Below are 19,248 nucleotides of genomic sequence, written 5' to 3' on the forward strand. Positions count from 1 at the left end.
AATTTTCCTGAGGTATACTGGCCCCAGTTGTCAGCGAGGTGCCCCCATGAGTGAATTGAAAAAGCAGGTCTGTTTTGCCCTCTACAGCGCCTCCAATGCCGTGATGCGGGCCTACCGGCCGCTGCTGGACAAGCTGGATCTCACCTACACCCAGTATCTGGTGATGCTGTCGCTGTGGGCGCGGGACGAGGTCAGTCTCAAGGAGATAGGGCAGGAGACAGGGCTGGATGCGGGGACCCTGACCCCCATCGTCAAGCGACTGGAGAGCAAGGGCTGGCTGACCCGCACCGTCTCCAGCGAGGATGAGCGGCAAAAATGCATCGGCCTGACCGAGGCGGGGCGCCAGCTGCAACTGGAGGTCAAGGAGTGCTGCCTGGCGGACAACTTGCGCAATCAGGTGGATCTGGCCGATGCTGAACTGGCCCAGCTCAAGCAGCTCTGCGATCGCATCTCGGCGCAACTGGGGCGCTGAGTGCAGCCGACCCATACAGCCTGAGGATCCACCCCATGAAAATCCTGTTGCCCCTGTTTGCCCTGTTGCTGACCGCCTGCAGTTCCGGTTCCCATGCCCCTTCGATGGCCATCGACGATGCCGATGCCTGGCAGGCTATCTGCAAGGACGGTACCCGGGTCAGGGCCGTGGTCGAAGAGGGGATCTGCGCGGATCATCGCGGTGTTGCCATGTGGACGAATAAGCCAAGAGCCGAGCGGATGGCAGAGGAAGCCGCCAAATAGTGTGATCCAGACGCCATAAAATGACATAACCGGCCAGTTGGCCGGTTTTTTTCGCGATCTCGCCTGCACTTTGTCACCTTGTTCATGGTGCACTCAGTTTTCTCTTCCCATACTGGCCCCACAGTTCCAAAAGAGGAGAGACAAGATGCAAACATCCTTGGTCGGGCTCTCCATTCTGTGGGGGCTGGCCAGTTTTGGTGTTCAGGGGGATTTCATCGAGAGCCGTGATTCCGTTGCGCCATCCTGGCAAGCCGAGTCCAGAGTGGAGATGGAAGGTTATCTGATCGAGTCGCTGGGTGAAGATCGCTGGCTGTTCGACAACGGCAGCGAGAGCCTGCTGGTCGCCCTGCCCCAGGGGCAGTGGGTGCCAACCGGCGAGCGGCTGCGGGTCAGCGGTGAGCCCCAGCAGGAGCAGGCCGGCTGGCTCTTGCAGGTGCAGGATGTCAGCCAGGTTGCGGTCTGACAGACGCGCCATCGAGCAAGCAAAAATGAAAAAGAGGAGGCCCAGGCCTCCTCTTTTTGTTATCGGTTTTGTCGTGATGGCAGAGAGGGCGTGCCGCTCTGCCATCAGACCCTACCCCAGATGAGTGAGCGGCAGCGCCGTCTTGTGCTTGATGCGACGCAGCACGAAGCTGGAACGCACCCCGGTCACCCCCGGAATGTGGGTCAGCTTGTCCAGCAGGAAGTGCTGGTAGTGTTCCATGTCCCGCACCACCACCTTGAGCTGGTAGTCGGCGTCGTTGCCGGTGATGAGGTCGCATTCGAGCACCTCTGGCAGCTCCTTGATGGCCTTGTCGAAATTCTCGAACCGCTCGGGGGTGTGTCTGTCCATGGAGATATGAATGTAGGCGGTGAGGGTGAGCCCCAGCTGGCGGGCATTGAGCAGGGTGACGTGGGTATCGATGAGACCGGCATCCTCCAGCGCCTTGACCCGGCGGGAGCAGGGGGAAGGGGAGAGCCCGACCAGCTCGGCCAGCTCCAGGTTGCTGATGCGGCCATTTTCCTGCATCAACTCCAGAATATGCCTGTCTATGCGATCAAGTTTCAGCATTCTCCGTTCCTCGTTGCAATTACTAATTCACTTTTCCTAGATTAAGGGTGAACTATTGCAAAAACAACTGAAAAGACATGCTACTTCGCAACCACTCACCGCGCCGGCAGGGATACTATGGTTGCATCTTCCGGTGGCAAGACAGAAACCCAACCAGGTCTCTGTGGTGAAGGACCTTACCGGGTCAAGAACCCCATCAGCCGTCCGACCTTATCGGGAAACGACGGGCTGGAACGAGAGCATCCCCTCCCCGAAGGCAACAAAGCAGGCATCCCGGCGCCTGCTTTGTTGTTTCTGGCATTTGGCAATCAAGGATTCGGCGGCGTGATGCGGTAGAGACAGCGGTGATCCCCGTCCAGCAGGTATTGCTCCCGCTCTACCCCGGCCGGCGCCAGCAACTGGCGAAACATCTCCAGCTCGCTGCGACAAAATCCCCGGCAGGCCCGCGCCGCGGCGCAGATGGGGCAGTGACTCTCCCACAACAGCCAGCTGCCGTCCTCCTCCTGGCGCATGTCCGCCATATAGCCCTCTCGCGTGCGCTGCTCTTTCAGGGCGGTCAGCCTGTCAGCCAGCGCCGGCTGGGTCAGCTGTGCCTGATAGCGACCCAGCTGTTGCTGCTCCCGTTGCTGGATCAACCGCTCCATGCCGACCTCGCCAAACAACTGCTGGATATTGTCGATAAGCTGCAGCGTCAGCTCGCTGTGGGTATCGGGGAAGCGCTGCCAGGCCTGATCTGTCAGGTGCCAGAGCCGCACCGGGCGGCCCCGGCCACGGGCTTCATCGCTAAAACCCACCCAGCCGTCGGCCTCCAGCGCAATCAGATGCTGGCGGGCGCCCATGGAGGTCATCTGCAACTGCTCTCCCAGCGCGGCTGCGCTCTGGGGCCCGTGGCTCTTGAGCAGAAACAGTATCTTGTCGGTGCTGGCGTTCATTTGGCGGCTCTCGTTATCGGCAGGCGGTGGATCCGGGGGATCCATAGCATCTCGAGCAGAAGCGGTATCTTGTCGGTGCTGGCGTTCATTCGGTGGCTCTCGCTATCGACAGGCGTTGGATCCGGGGATCCATCGCATCTCGAGCAGGCGCGGGAGCTTGTCACGACTGGCGTTCATGGGGTCATTATGGATAGCGGTCTCCTTTAAATCAATAATTCACTTTACTTAATAATGCACCTTGCTCAGTATAAATAAACCAATGACTTTATTTAATGAGGCTGACATGGATGGGATCAAGGGACGGGCGACCCTCTGGGTATTGGTGATGACGGTGACACTGGCGGTGGCGGGGTTCAGCCTGCCCTCGCCCGTGCTGGCGCCGCTGATGCTGGATCCGGCGCAGGGCATGTTGACGCCACAAGCGTCGGACTGGAGTCGCAAGGTGTGGCTGGGTGTCATTATGGGGCTCTATCCGCTGTTTCAACTGGTGGGCGCCCCCTGGCTGGGGCGACTCTCGGACCGCCACGGCCGCAAGCCGATACTGACGGTCTGTCTGGTCGGCGTGCTGGCCGGTTATGCCCTGATGGCGCTGGGGATCGCCTGGCGATCCCTGCCACTGCTGTTGCTGAGCCGGGTGGTGGAGGGTTTCTTCAATGGCGACATCGCCATAGTGCAGGCCATGGCGGCGGACATGAGCACCACCAAGACCAAGGCGCGCAGTTTCGCCTGGATCAACATAGGCATGAATCTGGGTTGGGTGCTGGGCCCCATGATCGGCGGTTATGCCGCCGTGGTATCGGGGGATTACAGCCTGGCCGCCTGGCTGGCTGTGGCCATGACCCTGGTCAACCTGCTGCTGGTGCTCTGGCTGTTGCCCAATCAGGCGCCGGTTGCCCGCCAGCAGCAGGCGCCTTCGTTCTCCTCCCGTCAGCTGTTGCTGCAACCGGCCCTGCTGCCCTACTTCGTGCTGACCCTGCTCAGCTACGGCGCCGTGCAGCTCTACTTCACCTACTTCAACGTCTGGCTGGTGGAGCGGCTGGCCTGGGGTCCGGTCCAGCTGGCGCAGGCGGCCGTGCTGGTGAGCGTGCCCATGATGCTGGGATCCTGGCTGGGATCCCGTCTCGCCCGCCATTGGCGCGGCAGCTCCCTCGGGATAGTCGGTCATCTGGTGATGGCGGCGGGCATGCTGATGTTCGTGCTGCCGGGCCACTGGTGGGGGCTGGCACTCACCTTCATCCCCGCCGGTATCGGCATGAGCCTGGGGGAGCTGGCGACCTCGGTGGCGGTCTCCAACCGCAGCCATGCTGAGCAGCAGGGGCAGGCGATGGGGATCTACCGAGGCCTGGCGGTAGGCAGCGAGATCCTGGCCGTGCTGGTGGGCAGTCTGGTGCTGCTGGCGGGCACAGAGTGGCCCTTCTACCTGGCCGCGATCTCTGGCCTGCTCTGTACCCTCGGTTTCTACGGTCTGCGCAAGCGGGCCGATCGGCGCCTGGCGAGTTGTGCCGAGCCTGCTTGAGTGGCGACCAGAGCAGGGAAAAGGCTTGCCCTGGGCCGTGGACAGATCACAGATTGGCCGCATCTCCTGTCGCAGGGCTTGCATCCTGCCGGCGGGTTTGGGACGGTATGGCTCTTTGTATTCGTGTCCGATGTTGGAGGTGATATGAGTAGTTACCAGGCTATTGCGTTAGATATGGACGGTACCCTGCTGACCCGGGATCACAAGATCTCGTCCGCCACCCGGGCCGCGCTGGCCCAGGCGCGGGCCCACGGCATCAAGGTATTGCTGGTGACGGGGCGCCACTTCATGACGGCCCGTCCCTTCCATCACGAGCTGGCCCTCGACACCCCCATCATCTGCAGCAACGGTGCCTACCTCTATGATCCGGTGCAGGAGAAGATCCTGGCGGGAGATCCGCTGGCGGTGGCCCCGCTCACCGAGCTGTTGGCCCAGGTCGAGGCGCAGCAGATGGGCGCCCTGTTCCACCTGAGCGAAGGGATCGGCTATATCGGCTGTGAGGATCACATCACCCGGATGCGCCACTGGTCGGCCAATCAGCCGGATCATCTCAAGATCTCCCTGCTGCCTGCGGACGATCTGGCGAGCTGGCTGAAGAATCCGATCTGGAAGCTGGAGCTGTTCAACCAGGATCCCGCCCGCCTGCATCAGTTCATGGGGGAGGTGGTCGAGGCCATGCCCTTTACCCGTGACTGGGCGGCGCCCTATGCGGTGGAGCTGGTGCAACCCGGTTGCAGCAAGGGCAACCGGCTGGCCCGCTGGGCCCAGAGCGAGGGGATAGCGATGGAAAACGTGGTGGCGTTTGGTGACAACAACAACGATATCAGCATGTTCGAACAGGTAGGGCTGGCGGTCGCCATGGGCAATGCCGCCACCCATGTCCAGGCTCATGCCGACCTGGTGACCGCCGATCACAACGAAGACGGCATAGCGCTGGCGTTGCAGCGCTGGGTGCTGCCGTCGTAAGGATCCGCGACCAGAGGAAAGGGGCCACCCTGGCTGTAAAATAGCCAGGGTGGCCCCTTTGCATCAATGTCAGGAAGACAAGAGGGTCAGCCGGCCCGGGAGGCAGTTCCGGTTGTATTCGGTGGAAGAGGCCGCCCTGAGTCTTAATTGCCGAAGGAGAACTGGATCACCCGGTCCGGGAAACGGATCCGGTTATAGTCGCGGCGCAGCCCCTCGTAATGGCGGATGGCGCGCTCGCGCTGGGCCCGGTAGTAGTCGCGCTGCTTGCTGTCGTTCTCATTGCGGATCTGCCGCTCCAGTGTCTCGATGTCGCGCTCTGTCCGCTCCATGTCGCTCTTGAGGTCGCTGAGCTGTTTCTCCACCAGATATTCCTGGCGGCCGCGATCGTACTGGGTGAGGAAGCTGGCATCGTTGGGGCAGACCCCCAGATACTCGGCGCCTGACTTGCCCTTGCTGTAGGCGAGTTCGGGAATGCAGTAGAGCTCCAGCCCCTTGGCATAGCCCCGCTTCCACTCGGCTTCATCCACCTTGAGGCCGTATTCGCCACAGGTCGACACATAGTCACGGGTCGCCTGACGGGTCTTGCCCTGTTCTCCATCCTGATAGCCCAGGTTGTACCAGCTCATGGCGCGGCACTCCTCTTCCGACAGCGAGCTGCAACCGGCGAGCAGGAAGGGCAGGGTCAGCAACAGGATCTTGGGGGACATAAACGGGCTCCGGCATGGATGATGGGGGCATTCTAGTGAGGATGCCGGGTCAGGACAAGGGATGAGCGCGGGTCTTGGCTGGCGCCGTTTTCTGACGTTTTTGTCACTATTGGTGACGGGCCGGGGCGGGAGGGGCGGCTCACTTTCCTTGTGGTCATGGGCGAGGTAAACTGCGCCATCTTTTAACTGGCGCGTAACAAAAATAATGAAAGTCCTGACCGTCGATTACCGCTCGCCCGATGCGGCGCAGCGCTTCACCGAATCCCTGCGTACCACCGGCTTTGGCGTGCTGACCCACCACCCCATCCCGAAAGAGCTGGTGCAGTCCATATATGACAACTGGTATCGCTTCTTCATGAGCGAACAGAAGCAGGATTTCCTGTTCAACCGCGAGACCCAGGATGGCTACTTCCCGCCCTCCGTGTCCGAGGTGGCCAAGGGTCACAGCCAGAAGGACATCAAGGAGTACTTCCATATTTACCCCTGGGGCCAGATGCCGGAAGAGTTGAAGGCACAGGCGATGGAGTACTATCGCCTCGCCAACGATCTCGCCGCCGAGCTGCTGGGCTGGGTGGAGCAATACACCCCGGCCGACATCGCCGCCCACTACAGCTGCCCGCTCTCCTCCATGATCGAAGAGAGCCAGAAGACCCTGCTGCGGGTGCTGCACTATCCGCCGTTCGACGGCACAGAGGCGCCGGGTGCCATCCGCGCCGCCGCCCATGAAGACATCAACCTGCTGACCATACTGCCCGCCGCCAACGAGCCGGGCCTGCAGGTGAAGGGATCCGACGGGGAGTGGATGGACGTGCCGTGCGATTTTGGCACCCTGATCATCAACATAGGTGACATGCTGCAGGAGGCCTCTCGCGGCTACTACCCCTCCACCACCCACCGCGTCATCAACCCGACCGGCGGCAGCGCCAGCAAGTCGCGCATCTCCTTGCCGCTGTTCCTTCACCCGCGGCCGGACGTGGTGCTCTCCGAGCGTCACACCGCCCACAGCTACCTGATGGAGCGGCTGCGGGAGCTGGGGGTCATCTAGTCCCAAAACGCACACTCATGACTGCCAGAACCGGAGCAAAAATGCTCCGGTTTTTATTTGTTGGCACGATAGCGCGTTAAATTGAATTTAATTAGGCAATGATGCCAATAAATCGTTTTTTAGCCAGATAAGTGGCGTTGTGATTGCGTGGCCCTGACCGTACTCTGAGCGTCATTTCGGGCCCAGGTGGTGGGCACCTGTATTGGAGTTCTTATGAAGCAGTCCCAATGGTCATCCCGGCTCGGTTATATCCTGGCCGCCGCAGGCTCCGCCGTCGGTCTCGGCGCTATCTGGAAGTTTCCCTATGTGACGGCCGCCAACGGTGGCGGTGCCTTCCTGCTGGTGTTCTTGCTGTTCAGCTTCACCCTGGGGGTGGCCGTGCTGATGGGGGAGACGCTGCTCGGCAGCCTGAGCCGCCGTGGTGTGGTGGGGGCGTTTAGCGCCCTGATGGGCAAACGCTGGCGCTGGGTCGGGGCCATGGGGCTGCTCTGCAGCCTGCTCATCTTCAGCTTCTACAGCGTGGTGGGGGGCTGGACCCTGGGTTACACCGGCATGGCGCTGGCGGGTAGCCTGCAACATGGGGATGGCGCCGCGCTGACCGCCCGTTTCAATGACTATGTCGGCGATCCGCTCTGGCCCGTGCTGACCCACCTGCTGTTTGCCGCTCTCACCTGGTGGTTCGTGCAGGGCGGCGTGCAGCAGGGGGTGGAGCGCACCCTGCGCTGGATGATGCCGGCCCTGTTCATCATGATAGTGCTGCTGGTGGCCTTCGGCCTTACCCTGCCCAACGCCATGGCCGGGGTGCGCCACTTCCTGATGCCGGACTTCAGCAAGCTCGGCATGTCCGGGGTGCTCGATGCCATGGGGCTGGCCTTCTTCTCCCTCTCCATTGGCCTCGGCATTCACACCACCTATGGCGCCTACCTGCCCTCCAGTGAAGGGGTCGGCCGCTCCAGCCTCTGGGTGGTGCTGCTGGCAAGCCTGATCGCCGTGCTGGCGGGCTTGATGATATTCCCCGTGCTGGCGGCGACCGGCATAGATCCCGCCGCTGGACCGGGGCTCACCTTCATGACCATGCCGGCCGTGTTCCAGCTGTTGCCGTTCGGCCAGGGGCTGGCGGTGATCTTCTTCTCCCTGCTGGTGGTGGCTGCGCTCTCCTCGGCCATCTCGCTGCTGGAGCACCTTCAGTGCTTTATCTGCGAGAGCTTTGGCTGGTCGCGTCGCGCGGCCTGCGGCCTCATTACTCTGCTGGTGATGGTGAACGGCATTCCGGTCAGCCTGTCGTTCGGCCCCTGGGCGGAGGTGACCCTGTTTGGCAAGAACATCTTCGAGCTGCTCGACTTTGTCACCTCCAACCTGATGATGCCCATGTTCGGGCTGGCGCTCACCCTGTTGCTGGGCTGGAAACTGGGTCAGCAGGCGCTGCCCCGTGGATTGGCACAACACTGGCGCACCCTGGTGATGGGCTGCTGGCGCTGGCTGGCCCCCTTGCTGATCGGCGGCATCCTGGTGCGGGGATTGGTGTAACTAGGGTTGGCGATCGCTGGCTGGCACCGCTGCGGATCAGTGGGAGCCTGGTGCGGGGATTGGTGTAACTAGGGTTGGCGATCGCTGGCACCACGGCAGATCCGTGGGGGCCTGGTGCGGAGGCTGGTGTAAAGGATTCAGGGTTGGGCGGACGGCTGCGCCTGTCCATGTCTGGCTCTGACCTTGTCGATGGCGGCCTGCCAGCGGGCGATCACGGCGTCATCCTCGCTTTTGGAGAAGGCGATGTAGAGCCAGGACTCGTGCAGCAGCACTTCTGAGCTCACCACGCTGCGCGGGGAGAAGCCCATCTGGTCCAGGGTGGCGCTCATGATCAGATCGCCCATCGGAAAGGCATCTATCTTGCCGAGCACCAGCCGCTCGACGGCCTCCTCGACCGTCTTGTAGCGCACCAGATTGGCATAGCCCTCATGGGTCAGTCGCTCGTCATCGGCACTGCCGAGCAGGACGCCGACCCGCTCCAGCTGGCGCAGCTGGGCCAGGTCGGTCAGCGGCTGGCTGCCCCTGGCCTGGTAGATCAGCACCCGGTTCAGAAACAGCGGCCCCACCCACTTGAACTGGGCTTCCCGCTGGGGCGTGCGCAGCACCACGAACATGGCAAAACCCGGCTCGACCCGGGTCAGGGCCAGCGCCCGCTTCAAGGGATAGAGCTTGATGGGGTAGTTGACCCCCATCTCCTGCTGGGCTTCCCGCACCAGCCGAACGGCCAGCCCGCCGAGCTGGCCATCACGGGACTGGGTGAAGGGGGGCAGCTCATGGCTGAGCAGGGTCAGGGCGGGTTGCGCCGACAGGGTCAGGCTGCCCAGCAGTAGCCAGGGGAGAAGCGTCCATTTCATGCGGTATCCGGTCCGGTGCGTCACGTCTGTGCATCCATGCTGATCAGGGACACTGGCCTGCCCGCAACGCGGGGGAGGGGCGTGTTGCCCCCTGTTTCGGCGGCTAATGTGCCCACAAAGGCTAAGACTATTATCGTTCAACGGATTGGCCGAGCGAGGCGCGGTGCGCATTTTTCCTGCATGGAGAGCGGGCTGCGCCGATTTTTCAGCCAGATTGAAAAATTTTTATCAACTATGTGTCAATTTTTCTTTCCATGGTTTAGGCTGTGGCTCCTTTTTGGCGTTCAGGTCACCCTATCCATGTCACCGATTTTCGCGCTGTCCGGCCGATTTTTTAGCTCGCAAGAGAGGTGACCTTGCACGCGCAGTTTGTCTGAATGTTCATTGCAAAGGTCGCCACCAGGCGGCCTTTTTTGTTGTTACGTATTGTGTTGTCAGCCATGGAGTATCGATTCGATGTTGTCTTCCCCGGAGGTTGTATGAGCCAGGTTCAGTGGTCTTCCCGTCTCGGTCATGTGTTGGCGGCGGCCGGCACGGCCATCGGCCTCGGCGCCATCTGGAAGTTTCCCTATGTGACGGCCACCAATGGCGGCGGCGCCTTCCTGCTGGTGTTCCTGCTGTTCAGCTTCACCCTGGGGGTGGCCGTGCTGGTGGGGGAGACCCTGCTCGGCAGCCGCAGCCAGCGCGGGGTACTCGGCGCCTTCAACAAGCTGGTGGGGCCTAACTGGCGCTGGATGGGCTACATGGGAATACTGTGCGGCTTCTTCATCTACAGCTTCTACAGCGTGGTCGGCGGCTGGACCGTGGGCTATGCGGCGCTGGCTGTGGCGGGCAAGCTCAACCTGAGCGAGGGTTCGGCGCTGACCGCCCTGTTCAACGGCTATGTCAGTGACCCCTGGTGGCCCGTGCTGACCCATCTGGTGTTCGCCGGACTGACCTGGTGGTTCGTGCAGGGCGGCATTCAGAAGGGAGTGGAGCGGGCGCTGCGCTGGATGATGCCGGCCCTGTTCATCATGATGTTGCTGCTGGTGGCGGTGGGGCTCTCCATGCCCGGCTCCATGGCCGGGGTGCGTCAATTGCTGCTGCCGGACTTCTCCATGCTGACCGGCCAGAGCGTGCTGGATGCACTGGGGCTGGCCTTCTTCTCCCTCTCCATCGGCCTTGGGGTGCACACCACCTATGGCGCCTACCTGCCGAGCAGCGAGGGTGTGCTGCGCTCCGGGGTCTGGGTGGTGACGCTGGCGAGCCTCATCTCTGTGCTGGCGGGGCTGATGATCTTCCCGGCGCTGGCCTCCACGGGTATTGACCCGACTGCCGGGCCAGGGCTCACCTTCATGACCATGCCCGCCGTGTTCAGCCATCTGCCGTTTGGTCAGGGGCTGGGAGTGGTGTTCTTCCTGTTGCTGCTGGTGGCGGCGCTCTCCTCCTCCATCTCCATGCTGGAGCATCTGGTGCGCTTCACCACGGAGGAGTGGGGCTGGTCCCGCCGTGGCGCCTGCCGGGTGCTGACCCTGCTGATCATGGCCTCCGGCATCCCGGTCAGCCTGTCGTTCGGTCCCTGGAGCGAGCTGACCCTGTTTGGCAAGACCATTTTCGATCTGCTCGACTACCTCACCTCCAACCTGATGATGCCGCTGTTCGGCCTGGTGCTGACCCTGCTGCTGGGCTGGCGACTGGGAGACAGCATATTGCCCGCCGGCCTCTCTCCGCTGCTGCGCTTCGGCCTGCTCTGGTGCTGGCGTCTGGTGGCGCCGCTGCTGATCGCCGGTATCCTGGTGCGGGGCCTGCTGTAAGCCGGGCTCTGCATGGGTGCCTGCTAGCAGGGGCCGGCCGTGCCGGGCTCTGCCTGGGTATCTGATAGCAAAGCCCGACCCGTGCCGGGCTCAGTTGGGCGGCGTGGTGGGCAATCTGGGGTTCAGGTGTGACCTGATGTGCAGCAGCGTCTTCTGGTACGCCGCGGCATGGTGTTCCATGAAGGAGGCGCTGTGGGTCAGACGCCGCTCCAGCCGGTCAACCAGCAGCGCCACCTTGGGGGCCGGCATGCCGGCGGGCCAGCACAGTTGCAGCAACTCCAGCAGTTGCCAGGCATCGCCGGGCAGCGCAGGAAACTCCTCCTGCAGGGTCAGGGCGTACTGTACGGCGAGCTGATGCTGGGCGGCCACTGTCGCTCTCTGCCGCTCCTGGCGCAGATAGGTCAGCCGCTGTTCACGGCGCTCCAGCTGTTGCATCTGATCTGTGACCACCTGCTTGAACAGCTGCTGGAGCAGGGGGGACGGTGCCACCCTGGCCTGATACTGGCTGAGCTGCGTCAGGTAGCGCTGGGCATGGTGGGGCAGGCCGCAGAACTGGCTGACGGCAAAACCGAGCAGCTGGTTGAGGTGTGTGTCCCGCGCCGCCTCCGGCGGGTGTCTTGCCAGCAGCACCAGGGCCTCGTCGAAGCGGTAATCCAGGCTCAGCATCAGGGCCTGCAGCAAGGCATCCTCATGGGCGCGCAGGGTCACGGCCTGACTGAGGTACTGATACTCCTGCTGCAACGCGCTGATCCGGGCTGCCGTGGGGTAGTGCCAGATCACCGCCAGACTGGCGTTCAGAATGAAATTCTCGATGGATATCCGGAACTTGTGTTCGGAAAAGAAGCGCAGGCTGAGGGCGTTGGCCTGTTCGAGCGCCTTCCCTTCGTCTTTGAGCAGCAGGGCCAAGAGGATGGCGGCCTGGCGCCACTCGGGCTGCCAGGGTTGCTTGTGCAGCAACTGGTTGAGCACCTCCCAGGCAGATTCCCACTGTGACTCGTGCAGCAGGCAGGCCAGCATCAGCTCCAGCTGTATGCTGGGTGGCAGCCGTTCCTGATTGCGGGCCAGATCCTTGCGCGCGCTGTCCAGCTTGTTCAATCCCAGCAGTGAGTGGATCAGGCCCTTGCGCGGCCACCAGGCGTCGTGTTCCGTGGTGCACATGGCATAGTGCTGGGTGGCGTGGAAGTGATCCTGCTGCTGCAGCAACATGTAGCCCTTGACCCTGTCCAGCAGCGGGCCCAGCTCCCTGTGTTTCTGTTGCTGATAGAGCAGGTCTTCACACAGGGCGCAGCCGATATGCCACTCCCTCAGCTTCATCGGGGCGGGCAGGGGGCGGGTCAGCCCGGTCAGCAGCACCAGATCGCGCAGGCAGAGCGTCAGCTGCTCTGCGGTGAACGGCATGGGCAGGTGCAGCGGGAAGTAGAGATCCGAGGGGGGATACTGGAGCAGATCATGATCCTCATCCAGCAACAACAGCACGCAGCCCGGTTCGAGCAAGCCCAGATAGTGCGCCTCCTGCAGCAGGCGGATCCCTTCGCGAGCCTGATGGCGATACTGGCGGCAGATGACGGCATCGAACGACTGCTGACGCAGCAGGGTGGGCAGGGTGGTGAGCTCTTTGCAGTGGATCAGTTGGGATGGCGCAATACCGTGCTCATTCAACCCCTTGGAGAGGGCCGAGCTGAGCATGGCATCGTCTTCGATCAACAGGATCTGCATCCTTGGCACTCCTTTGCGGGATCACAGTACGAGGAAGTATGGCACGCAACCGGATTCAAAAAGAGCTAATGTTATCGCCCAGCCACGAGCCCGGGTCAATCCCTCCTCCGGTCAAGATAGTGGAGGATTGATGAGAAAGACCACAACCCCCCCATAGGCGGGGGTCTGCGCCAATCTCGTTTCCCAGGCGGGATCCCACTCTCCACCCTGGGCCAGTCCCAGCTTGAACGGCAGGGTCAGCCGGTGCAGTGCCTGCAGATAGCGGGCGTAGCCGGGTTCCGTCCTGCGACCCCGATAAGTCTGTACCACCATCTCGTCGATCACCCCGGCCAGCGCGTTCAGCTCCCCTATGTCGCCGGTACGGGTCCAGTCCAGCAGGCCAGTGATGCTGATGGCGTAGCGGGCGGGCAGTTGGCGTCGCAGCTGGCGCAGGAACTGGCCATAGTCGGCCAGCCGATGGGTGCGGGCATCGAAATCTATCTGGATGCCGCGTACCTCATTGCCCTTTCGCTGCCAGGCTGCCAGCTGGTTTTCGAGGTTCTGCAGCAGCCTGGCATCCCAGTCGAGCCGCTCCACCCGATAGGCGAGCCACAGCTCGCCGACGGGCAGCTTGCTCGGCGCTATGCCCTGCCCCTGAAAATGCAGGGGCAGGGCCGAGTCCAGGGGGCCTATCTCGCCCTGATGCAGATAGAGCCGCTCGGCCTGTTGCAGCACTGGCTGGGGTCTGACCCCGGCCCACAGCCAGAACTGCCGATACTGACTCGCCTCGACGGCGGCCCCGGCATCCGTGCCGAGCAGGGCCAGCATCACCAGTAATATTTGAGCTGCTTTGCCCACTGGCTGGTCCCGTGTTGCTGCTTGAGGGTGTTGAACCAGGCCTTGCGCTGGTTGACTGACACCTGCTGACTGCCACAGCCGTTGCTGCCGCTCGGGGCGTAGCAGTTGATGGCGCGATAGAGGGCGTAGGCCTTCTCTTCCCTGGCGGCCTTGGGATTGGCAATGACCCTCTGATACCAGTCGAGGCGGCTGCTCTGCTTGCCGGCAAACAGATCCGGACTGCCCGCCAGGGTATCGGCCCCGGGGCGTGACAGCAGGGGATCCCAGTCCAGCCCCTGTGCCAGGAAGAACTCGCCCAGGCAGTTGAGCGCCTTGGGCGACCTGGGATTGTCGGCCAGGGTGGTGACCACCGAGGTCAGTGCCGGGCACTGGTAACCCTGGCTGCCTTGCCAGTCGAACGGCGCCGTGGCGGGGCTGCCCGCCAGATCCTGCAGGAAGCCCCGGTAGTCGCCATGGGTCAGCTGCTTGTAGCTCAGGGTATGGCTGGCGCGCTGGCGCAGGGTGTCGGAGGCCTGTTCATCCCGGGCCATACGGCGCAGCAGAGGCGCCGGTGCCACATATTCCAGCAGCGGAATGCGGTAGTGATCGCTCCTGATGGGGCTCTCCTTGGCGAAGATCTGCTCCAGCTGACCGGCCCGTTCCAGTGTCATGGCCAGGGCCAGCTGCAACAGCTGATCCTGCAAGGGGGTCGGCTGGTTGGCGAGCAGGGCGCGCCACTGTTGTTCGGCGGCGGGCCACGCTTGCCGGGCTGCCAGCGCCATCCCCTTCAACACCTGCTGACTGAAGGCCAGGTTATCCAGATGGCCTGCGCCGAGCTCGGGGGCGGCCGCCACCACGGCGTCATAGTCCTTGGCGAGGTAGTAACGCTCGGCCTGCTGCAGATAGGCAAGCCAGGCCGGGTTGCTGGCAAACTGGGAGGTCTGCTGCGTCAGCTCGGCGGCTTGCAGCGGCTGCCACTCATCCCAGCTGTCATGGATCCGCAGCCGGCGCAGATCCTGCACCAGGGTCAGCATGGGCATGGCCACCGAGCCGGTGAAGCCGGGCTGCATCAGCAGCTTGAGATCGATCTCGTTGACCAGATCCGGCGCGCTTTGCCGTTGGCTCGCCTGCAGATAGTGACTCGCCAGCAGCTCCTTGTCTCCCTTGAACCAGGCCAGCCGACGCAGCAGCCCGGTGGCGGAATCCAGATAGCGCCCCTTTGGATAGCGGGCGCGGTAGTCGCCGATGAGCTGCTCGCTGCGCTGCACGGCGGCCTTGTCAATCTGGTTGCGATCCAGAGTGCCCCAGTCGTCGAAGGCGCTTTGCTGGGACAGGTTGAGGGCGACCCGGATCCGCATGTAATCGGCCGTCTCCTTCAGCCAGGGCTGGTCCTGCCCGGCGAGGGCGGCAAACAGGGCGTCGGCCTGAGCAAACTCCCCCTGATAGAAGTGCCGGCTGGCGGTCAGGTAGTCGGCGAAACCCTGGGCGGCGGGCGACAGCGACGCTGGCTTGCTTTGGTCTTGAGCCGTGCCCTGATCCGCATCCTGCGGCTGACCGCACTGACCCAGCATGGCCAGCCGCTGACTTGCCAGCTGGCTGCGATCGCTGGCGGTGAGTGCCTGCGTCTGCGCCAGTGCCAGCAGGAAGGCTTCGGCCGAGACGGGATTGTTGCTGATGCAGCGCCCCTCGCTCCAGCCGGCGGCACGCTCCAGAGCTGCCTGGGTGGTGCTCTCCTCGATGCCGAGACCGGCGGCCAGTGCCAGCAGGGGGTCCGGCCCGGCGGGCCCAGTGTCGCCGACGGCCGGGCTTATCAGCGCATCGACCGTGAAGGGCAGGGGCAGGGCCCCGTCGGGCAGTGAGAAGGCCTGCTCATCGGCCAGCAGCAGGGCCAGATTGGTGCGGGTGTCGTTATCGGGGGAGAGAAACGGCAGCCCGTTCAGATGGCACTGGGCGGCGGTCAGTTGCAGGGTGAGCGGCGTTTCGCAGCCATCCGGGCCGCAGGCCAGCACGGGCAGGCTGCACAGCGCCAGCCACAGGGGGGTCAGTTTCATGGGGGAGATCTCCGGCCAGGGGCAGGGGGAACGGGATGGGGGCAAGCTACAAGATGTGGCCAGGCCTTTCAACTGACCATAGGGGCAGGTGCCTGGCCTACTGCAGACCCGGGCCTTTGGCGGAGAAGGGGCAGTCGTTCTGGCGGATCAGGCGGGAACCCTGGCCGTCGCGGCCCTGCCAGCTGAGGGCAAGCTGGCCGAGGCGACCCAGGTGGCGCAGCTCGAATTCGTAACGCAGGCAGGGGTTGTCGATGGGCAGGGTCGTCATGCCATCCGGCAGCCGGTAGTGGTAATTGAGCAGCGGCCCATCCTGCAGCTGGCGCTGCACAGGCTGCAGGCCCTCTTGCGTCTGGGCTGGGGTGGCCAGCGCGCGGCGCAGGCTGAGCGGTGCGTCTATCGCCTTCTGGTAATGGAGGCCGTTCATGGCCGCCAGCTCCTCCTCCAGCCGCTGCAGCTCCCCTTCCAGCCCGGTCAGCGCGGCCCCCAGCTGTTGATGACCGGGCGAGGCACAGCCCCCCAGCATCAGGGTGAGGAGCAGGAGTGAGACGCGGGTCGGGTGCATGGGCTCTCCTTCGAGCGCGCGGATCTGGGCGTATTGGGCCAAACAGTGGCTGACTATAGCAGGGGATTGGGGGGCGGTGAGCCCCGCAGCAGCTGCGCCAGCCGCTCCAGCCCCTCGGCGACGCGGGCATCCGTGGCCGGTTGGCTCAGGCTCAGTCGTACCCCTTGCGGCGCGGCGAACTGGCCGGCGGCGAAGTGTTCCCCGCTCGCCACCCCGACGTCAAGGGCGTTGGCCGCCTCGGCGAACGCCTGGCTGCGCCAGGGCTCCGGCAGCGGCAGCCAGGCGTGCATGGATCCCGCCTGCCAGCGGGCTCCCGGCAGCAGGTGGCGCAGCAGCTCGCCGCGACGTGCCAGGATCTGCCGCTGCTGCTCGACCAATGGCATGATCTGGCGTTGGCTCACCAGCTTGCAGGCCAGCTCGATCAAAAGCGGGCTCACCATCCAGCTCGACAGTCGCATCGCCTGGGCGAAGGCGTTGCGCAGGGCGGGCGGCGCCAGCACGAAGCCGACCCGCAGGCCGCCGCAGGCGATCTTGGCCAGGCTGCCGAGATAGATGACCCGCTCCGGCGCTAGGTTGATCAGGGGCGCCACCGGGATACTGGGCAGCAGACCGTTGACGTCATCCTCGATGATCAGCAGATCGTGGCGGCGGGCGATGGCGACGACGGCCTCGCGCCGCGCCTGGCTCATGATGGCGGTGGTGGGATTTTGCAGCGTGGGGGTGAGGTAGAGCAGCTTGGCTCGCCGCGTGCGGCAGGCGGCCTCCAGCGCGGCGGGCAGCAACCCCTCCTCATCCATCGCCAGTCCCACCACCTGATTCTTCAGCTGGCGGGCATTGCCCAGCATGCCGGGGTAGCTGAGCCCTTCGCACAAAATGGTCTCTCCCACGCAACCGGTAGCCAGCAGGGAGAGCATGATGCCGTGCTGGGCGCCGTGGCTGAACAGCAGGCGCTCCTCGCTGCCGTGCACCCCCTGCTCGGCCAGCCAGTCGACGAAGAGCTGACGCTGGCCGGGCTGGCCCGCCTCCTTGTCGTAGCCGAGCAGGGCATTGAGATCCCCGTCGGCCAGCTCCCCCAGCATGGGACGTATGATGGCGGCCCTGTCCAGCTGCACCGGCAGGTTCTGCCACAACTCGATGCGGTGCCCCTCCTCCTTGCGGATCACCCACTCGTTGGCCGGATCCATGCCCGCGCCCTTGACCCAGGTACCGTGCCCCACCTTGGCGGCCAGCAGGCCGCGTCGCTCCGCCTCCCCATAGGCGCGGGTGACTGTGCCGACCGTGACCCCCAGCCGATCCGCCAGCGCCCTGTGGGTAGGCAGCCGGGTCTGAGGTGGCAGGGAGCCATCGTGAATGGCCTGCTCTATGGCCTTCACCAGCTTGAGATAGAGGGGGCCGTCGAAGGGGGTCAGGTCTGGGGTCCAGATTGTCATGGTGACAATAAATCCATTGATCCAAATTTGTTCGCAATATAGCGTGAATTTACACCCAATAACAATCAAGAATGGCACATTGTATCGATACAATGTGTGCAGTTCAGGAGTCAATGATGACGATAGAATGGTATGCCACCCTGTTTGGCTTCGCCGTGCTCACCTGTGGCACGCCGGGCCCCAACAACCTCATGCTGACCGCCTCCGGCGCCAACTTCGGGGTGCGCCGTACCCTGCCGCACCTGATGGGCGTGGCTGTGGGTCAACCCGTGCTGCAACTTGTGCTGGCGCTGGGGCTCTATCCTCTGTTCGAGCGCTGGCCCCTGCTGCGGCTGGGGCTGCAGATCTTCGGCAGCCTCTATCTGTTGCTGCTGGCATGGCGCATCGCCGTGGCCGGTGCCCCCGGTGATCCGGCCAGACGCGCCCGTCCGCTGACCCTGCTGGAAGGGCTGGGCTTCCAGTTTCTCAATCCCAAGGCCTGGATGATGGGCATCTCCGCCATCAGTCTGTTCAGCCTGACCGGGGCCAGCTACTGGCCGAGCCAGCTCGCCGTGATGACCATGTTTGTGCTGGTGGCCCTGCCGGTCTGCTTTGTCTGGGTCTTGTTCGGCCATCAGCTGAGCAACTGGATCAGCACGGATCGGGGCTGGCGGCGCCTCAACGGCTCCCTCGGTGTGCTGACGGCGCTCTGTGTGGTCATGCTCTGGTATTGAGCCGCGTCGCGCTGGCGGGCAAGCAAGAAAGAGCCATTTCTGACTTGTCGCCGCGGGGCTGGCTCTGCATATTAGAAGGCTTGCCGCCGAGCCGGCGTTTGTATCACCAAGAGGTTGAGATGGATCTGAACTGGTTGTTTCCCCTGGCGGGCTTTGCCCTCATCACCTGCGGCACGCCGGGCCCCAACAACATGCTGCTCACCAGTGCCGGGGCGGCGCAGGGCTTTCGCCGCACCCTTCCCCTGCTGGTGGGGGTAGTCGGGGGGATCAATCTGATGATCCTGGCCACGGCGCTGGGACTTGGCGTCATGTTTGAAAAGGTGCCGCTGCTGCACGATGGCCTCAAGCTGATTGGCTCTGCCTACCTGCTCTGGCTGGCCTGGAAGGTGGCGACCGCCAGCGGTCCGGCCGAGGGCAACCGGCCGCTCATCCCGGCCCATCAGGGCGCCATGCTGCAACTGCTCAACCCCAAGGCCTGGATGATGGCGCTCTCCGCCATCAGCGGTTTCACCCTGGCGGGAGAGGCCTACTGGCCCTCCGCCATCTGGGTGCTCGGCATCTTCTTCGTGACCGGCCTCTATACCGGTGCCTTCTGGGTGCTGTTCGGTGCCCAGGTGCGCCGCATCATCCGCACCGCCCGTGGCTGGCGTCGTTTCAATCTGGGCATGGGGATCGCCACGGCGGCCTGCGTGCTGATGATCTGGATTTAGTCCGGGCCAGACCTTGAGCCCGGGCCTTTACCGGCTGTCTTGTTGGCCCTGCGGGGCCTTTTTTATTCCTTTGGCGGTGCGACGTGACGCGCGCCGCCCTCTGTTTGGTTTGTACAAGGAGGTC

At 63.6% G+C, this 19,248-nt stretch carries 19 protein-coding genes; 10 read left to right on the top strand and 9 right to left on the bottom strand.

Annotated elements, in window-relative coordinates; translation table 11 throughout:
- The first annotated feature begins 46 nt into the window (after positions 1–46).
- The 3 genes from IU367_RS03445 to IU367_RS03455 all read left to right on the top strand — a co-directional run bounded on the left by IU367_RS03445 (position 47) and on the right by IU367_RS03455 (position 1,198).
- On the top strand, positions 47–472 hold the full coding sequence (locus tag IU367_RS03445) for a MarR family winged helix-turn-helix transcriptional regulator (protein WP_098982364.1): 426 nt from the start codon (positions 47–49) through the stop codon (positions 470–472).
- Between the two features lie 35 nt (positions 473–507).
- Complete coding sequence (locus IU367_RS03450) at positions 508–735, top strand: hypothetical protein (RefSeq protein WP_098982366.1); 228 nt, start codon at positions 508–510, stop codon at positions 733–735.
- A 145-nt stretch (positions 736–880) separates the two neighbouring features.
- Entirely contained in the window at positions 881–1,198 is a 318-nt protein-coding gene (locus IU367_RS03455) for a hypothetical protein (RefSeq protein ID WP_042865582.1), read from the top strand.
- A gap of 111 nt (positions 1,199–1,309) precedes the next feature.
- On the opposite strand, the gene IU367_RS03460 is transcribed toward IU367_RS03455, so the two are convergent.
- Both IU367_RS03460 and IU367_RS03465 read right to left on the bottom strand, forming a co-directional pair.
- Entirely contained in the window at positions 1,310–1,786 is a 477-nt protein-coding gene (locus IU367_RS03460) for an Lrp/AsnC family transcriptional regulator (RefSeq protein ID WP_274453444.1), read from the bottom strand.
- Positions 1,787–2,094: 308 nt separating this feature from the next.
- Positions 2,095–2,718 (bottom strand): helix-turn-helix transcriptional regulator, encoded by a 624-nt coding sequence (locus IU367_RS03465; protein ID WP_274453445.1) that lies wholly within the window; start codon positions 2,716–2,718, stop codon positions 2,095–2,097.
- A gap of 283 nt (positions 2,719–3,001) precedes the next feature.
- Between IU367_RS03465 and IU367_RS03470 the strand changes: the two genes are divergently transcribed.
- Both IU367_RS03470 and IU367_RS03475 read left to right on the top strand, forming a co-directional pair.
- Positions 3,002–4,234: an MFS transporter gene (locus tag IU367_RS03470; RefSeq protein ID WP_274453446.1), complete on the top strand. Its 1,233-nt coding sequence runs from the start codon at positions 3,002–3,004 to the stop codon at positions 4,232–4,234.
- A gap of 144 nt (positions 4,235–4,378) precedes the next feature.
- Complete coding sequence (locus IU367_RS03475) at positions 4,379–5,200, top strand: Cof-type HAD-IIB family hydrolase (RefSeq protein WP_274453447.1); 822 nt, start codon at positions 4,379–4,381, stop codon at positions 5,198–5,200.
- A gap of 143 nt (positions 5,201–5,343) precedes the next feature.
- On the opposite strand, the gene IU367_RS03480 is transcribed toward IU367_RS03475, so the two are convergent.
- Positions 5,344–5,907, bottom strand: a complete 564-nt coding sequence (locus IU367_RS03480; RefSeq protein ID WP_241280747.1) for a DUF2799 domain-containing protein — start codon at positions 5,905–5,907, stop codon at positions 5,344–5,346.
- A gap of 205 nt (positions 5,908–6,112) precedes the next feature.
- On the opposite strand from IU367_RS03480, the gene IU367_RS03485 reads away from it, so the two are divergent.
- Entirely contained in the window at positions 6,113–6,952 is an 840-nt protein-coding gene (locus IU367_RS03485; protein ID WP_241326537.1) for an isopenicillin N synthase family dioxygenase, read from the top strand.
- Between the two features lie 213 nt (positions 6,953–7,165).
- A complete protein-coding gene (locus IU367_RS03490) occupies positions 7,166–8,479 on the top strand; it encodes a sodium-dependent transporter (protein WP_274453448.1) in 1,314 nt (437 codons plus the stop codon).
- Positions 8,480–8,616: 137 nt separating this feature from the next.
- On the opposite strand, the gene IU367_RS03495 is transcribed toward IU367_RS03490, so the two are convergent.
- Positions 8,617–9,333 carry a substrate-binding periplasmic protein gene (locus tag IU367_RS03495; protein WP_274453449.1) on the bottom strand — a complete coding sequence of 239 codons (717 nt, stop codon included), beginning with the start codon at positions 9,331–9,333 and terminating at the stop codon, positions 8,617–8,619.
- Positions 9,334–9,812: 479 nt separating this feature from the next.
- Between IU367_RS03495 and IU367_RS03500 the strand changes: the two genes are divergently transcribed.
- Positions 9,813–11,126 carry a sodium-dependent transporter gene (locus IU367_RS03500; protein WP_043557400.1) on the top strand — a complete coding sequence of 438 codons (1,314 nt, stop codon included), beginning with the start codon at positions 9,813–9,815 and terminating at the stop codon, positions 11,124–11,126.
- Between the two features lie 90 nt (positions 11,127–11,216).
- Here IU367_RS03500 and IU367_RS03505 read toward each other — a convergent pair whose 3' ends face one another.
- The 5 genes from IU367_RS03505 to IU367_RS03525 form a co-directional block, all read right to left on the bottom strand.
- On the bottom strand, positions 11,217–12,842 hold the full coding sequence (locus IU367_RS03505) for a response regulator (RefSeq protein WP_241326534.1): 1,626 nt from the start codon (positions 12,840–12,842) through the stop codon (positions 11,217–11,219).
- Between the two features lie 111 nt (positions 12,843–12,953).
- Positions 12,954–13,679, bottom strand: coding sequence for a DUF3142 domain-containing protein (locus IU367_RS03510; protein WP_274453451.1), 726 nt, complete (start codon positions 13,677–13,679; stop codon positions 12,954–12,956).
- On the bottom strand, positions 13,649–15,709 hold the full coding sequence (locus IU367_RS03515; RefSeq protein ID WP_274453452.1) for a PA5441 family protein: 2,061 nt from the start codon (positions 15,707–15,709) through the stop codon (positions 13,649–13,651). The genes IU367_RS03510 and IU367_RS03515 overlap by 31 nt, the downstream gene beginning before the upstream one ends.
- Positions 15,710–15,806: 97 nt before the next feature.
- Positions 15,807–16,271: a hypothetical protein gene (locus IU367_RS03520; protein WP_274453453.1), complete on the bottom strand. Its 465-nt coding sequence runs from the start codon at positions 16,269–16,271 to the stop codon at positions 15,807–15,809.
- 53 nt (positions 16,272–16,324) lie between these two features.
- On the bottom strand, positions 16,325–17,701 hold the full coding sequence (locus IU367_RS03525) for an aminotransferase-like domain-containing protein (protein ID WP_274453454.1): 1,377 nt from the start codon (positions 17,699–17,701) through the stop codon (positions 16,325–16,327).
- Between the two features lie 116 nt (positions 17,702–17,817).
- On the opposite strand from IU367_RS03525, the gene IU367_RS03530 reads away from it, so the two are divergent.
- Together IU367_RS03530 and IU367_RS03535 are read left to right on the top strand one after the other, a co-directional pair.
- The gene (locus IU367_RS03530) at positions 17,818–18,414 is read left to right on the top strand and encodes a LysE family translocator (protein ID WP_042865565.1); all 597 of its coding nucleotides are present in this window, start codon (positions 17,818–17,820) and stop codon (positions 18,412–18,414) included.
- A gap of 119 nt (positions 18,415–18,533) precedes the next feature.
- Positions 18,534–19,124: a LysE family translocator gene (locus tag IU367_RS03535; RefSeq protein WP_043138651.1), complete on the top strand. Its 591-nt coding sequence runs from the start codon at positions 18,534–18,536 to the stop codon at positions 19,122–19,124.
- Positions 19,125–19,248: the final 124 nt, after the last annotated feature.

Source organism: Aeromonas bestiarum (assembly GCF_028751155.1).
In the GTDB taxonomy this organism is placed as follows: domain Bacteria; phylum Pseudomonadota; class Gammaproteobacteria; order Enterobacterales; family Aeromonadaceae; genus Aeromonas; species Aeromonas bestiarum.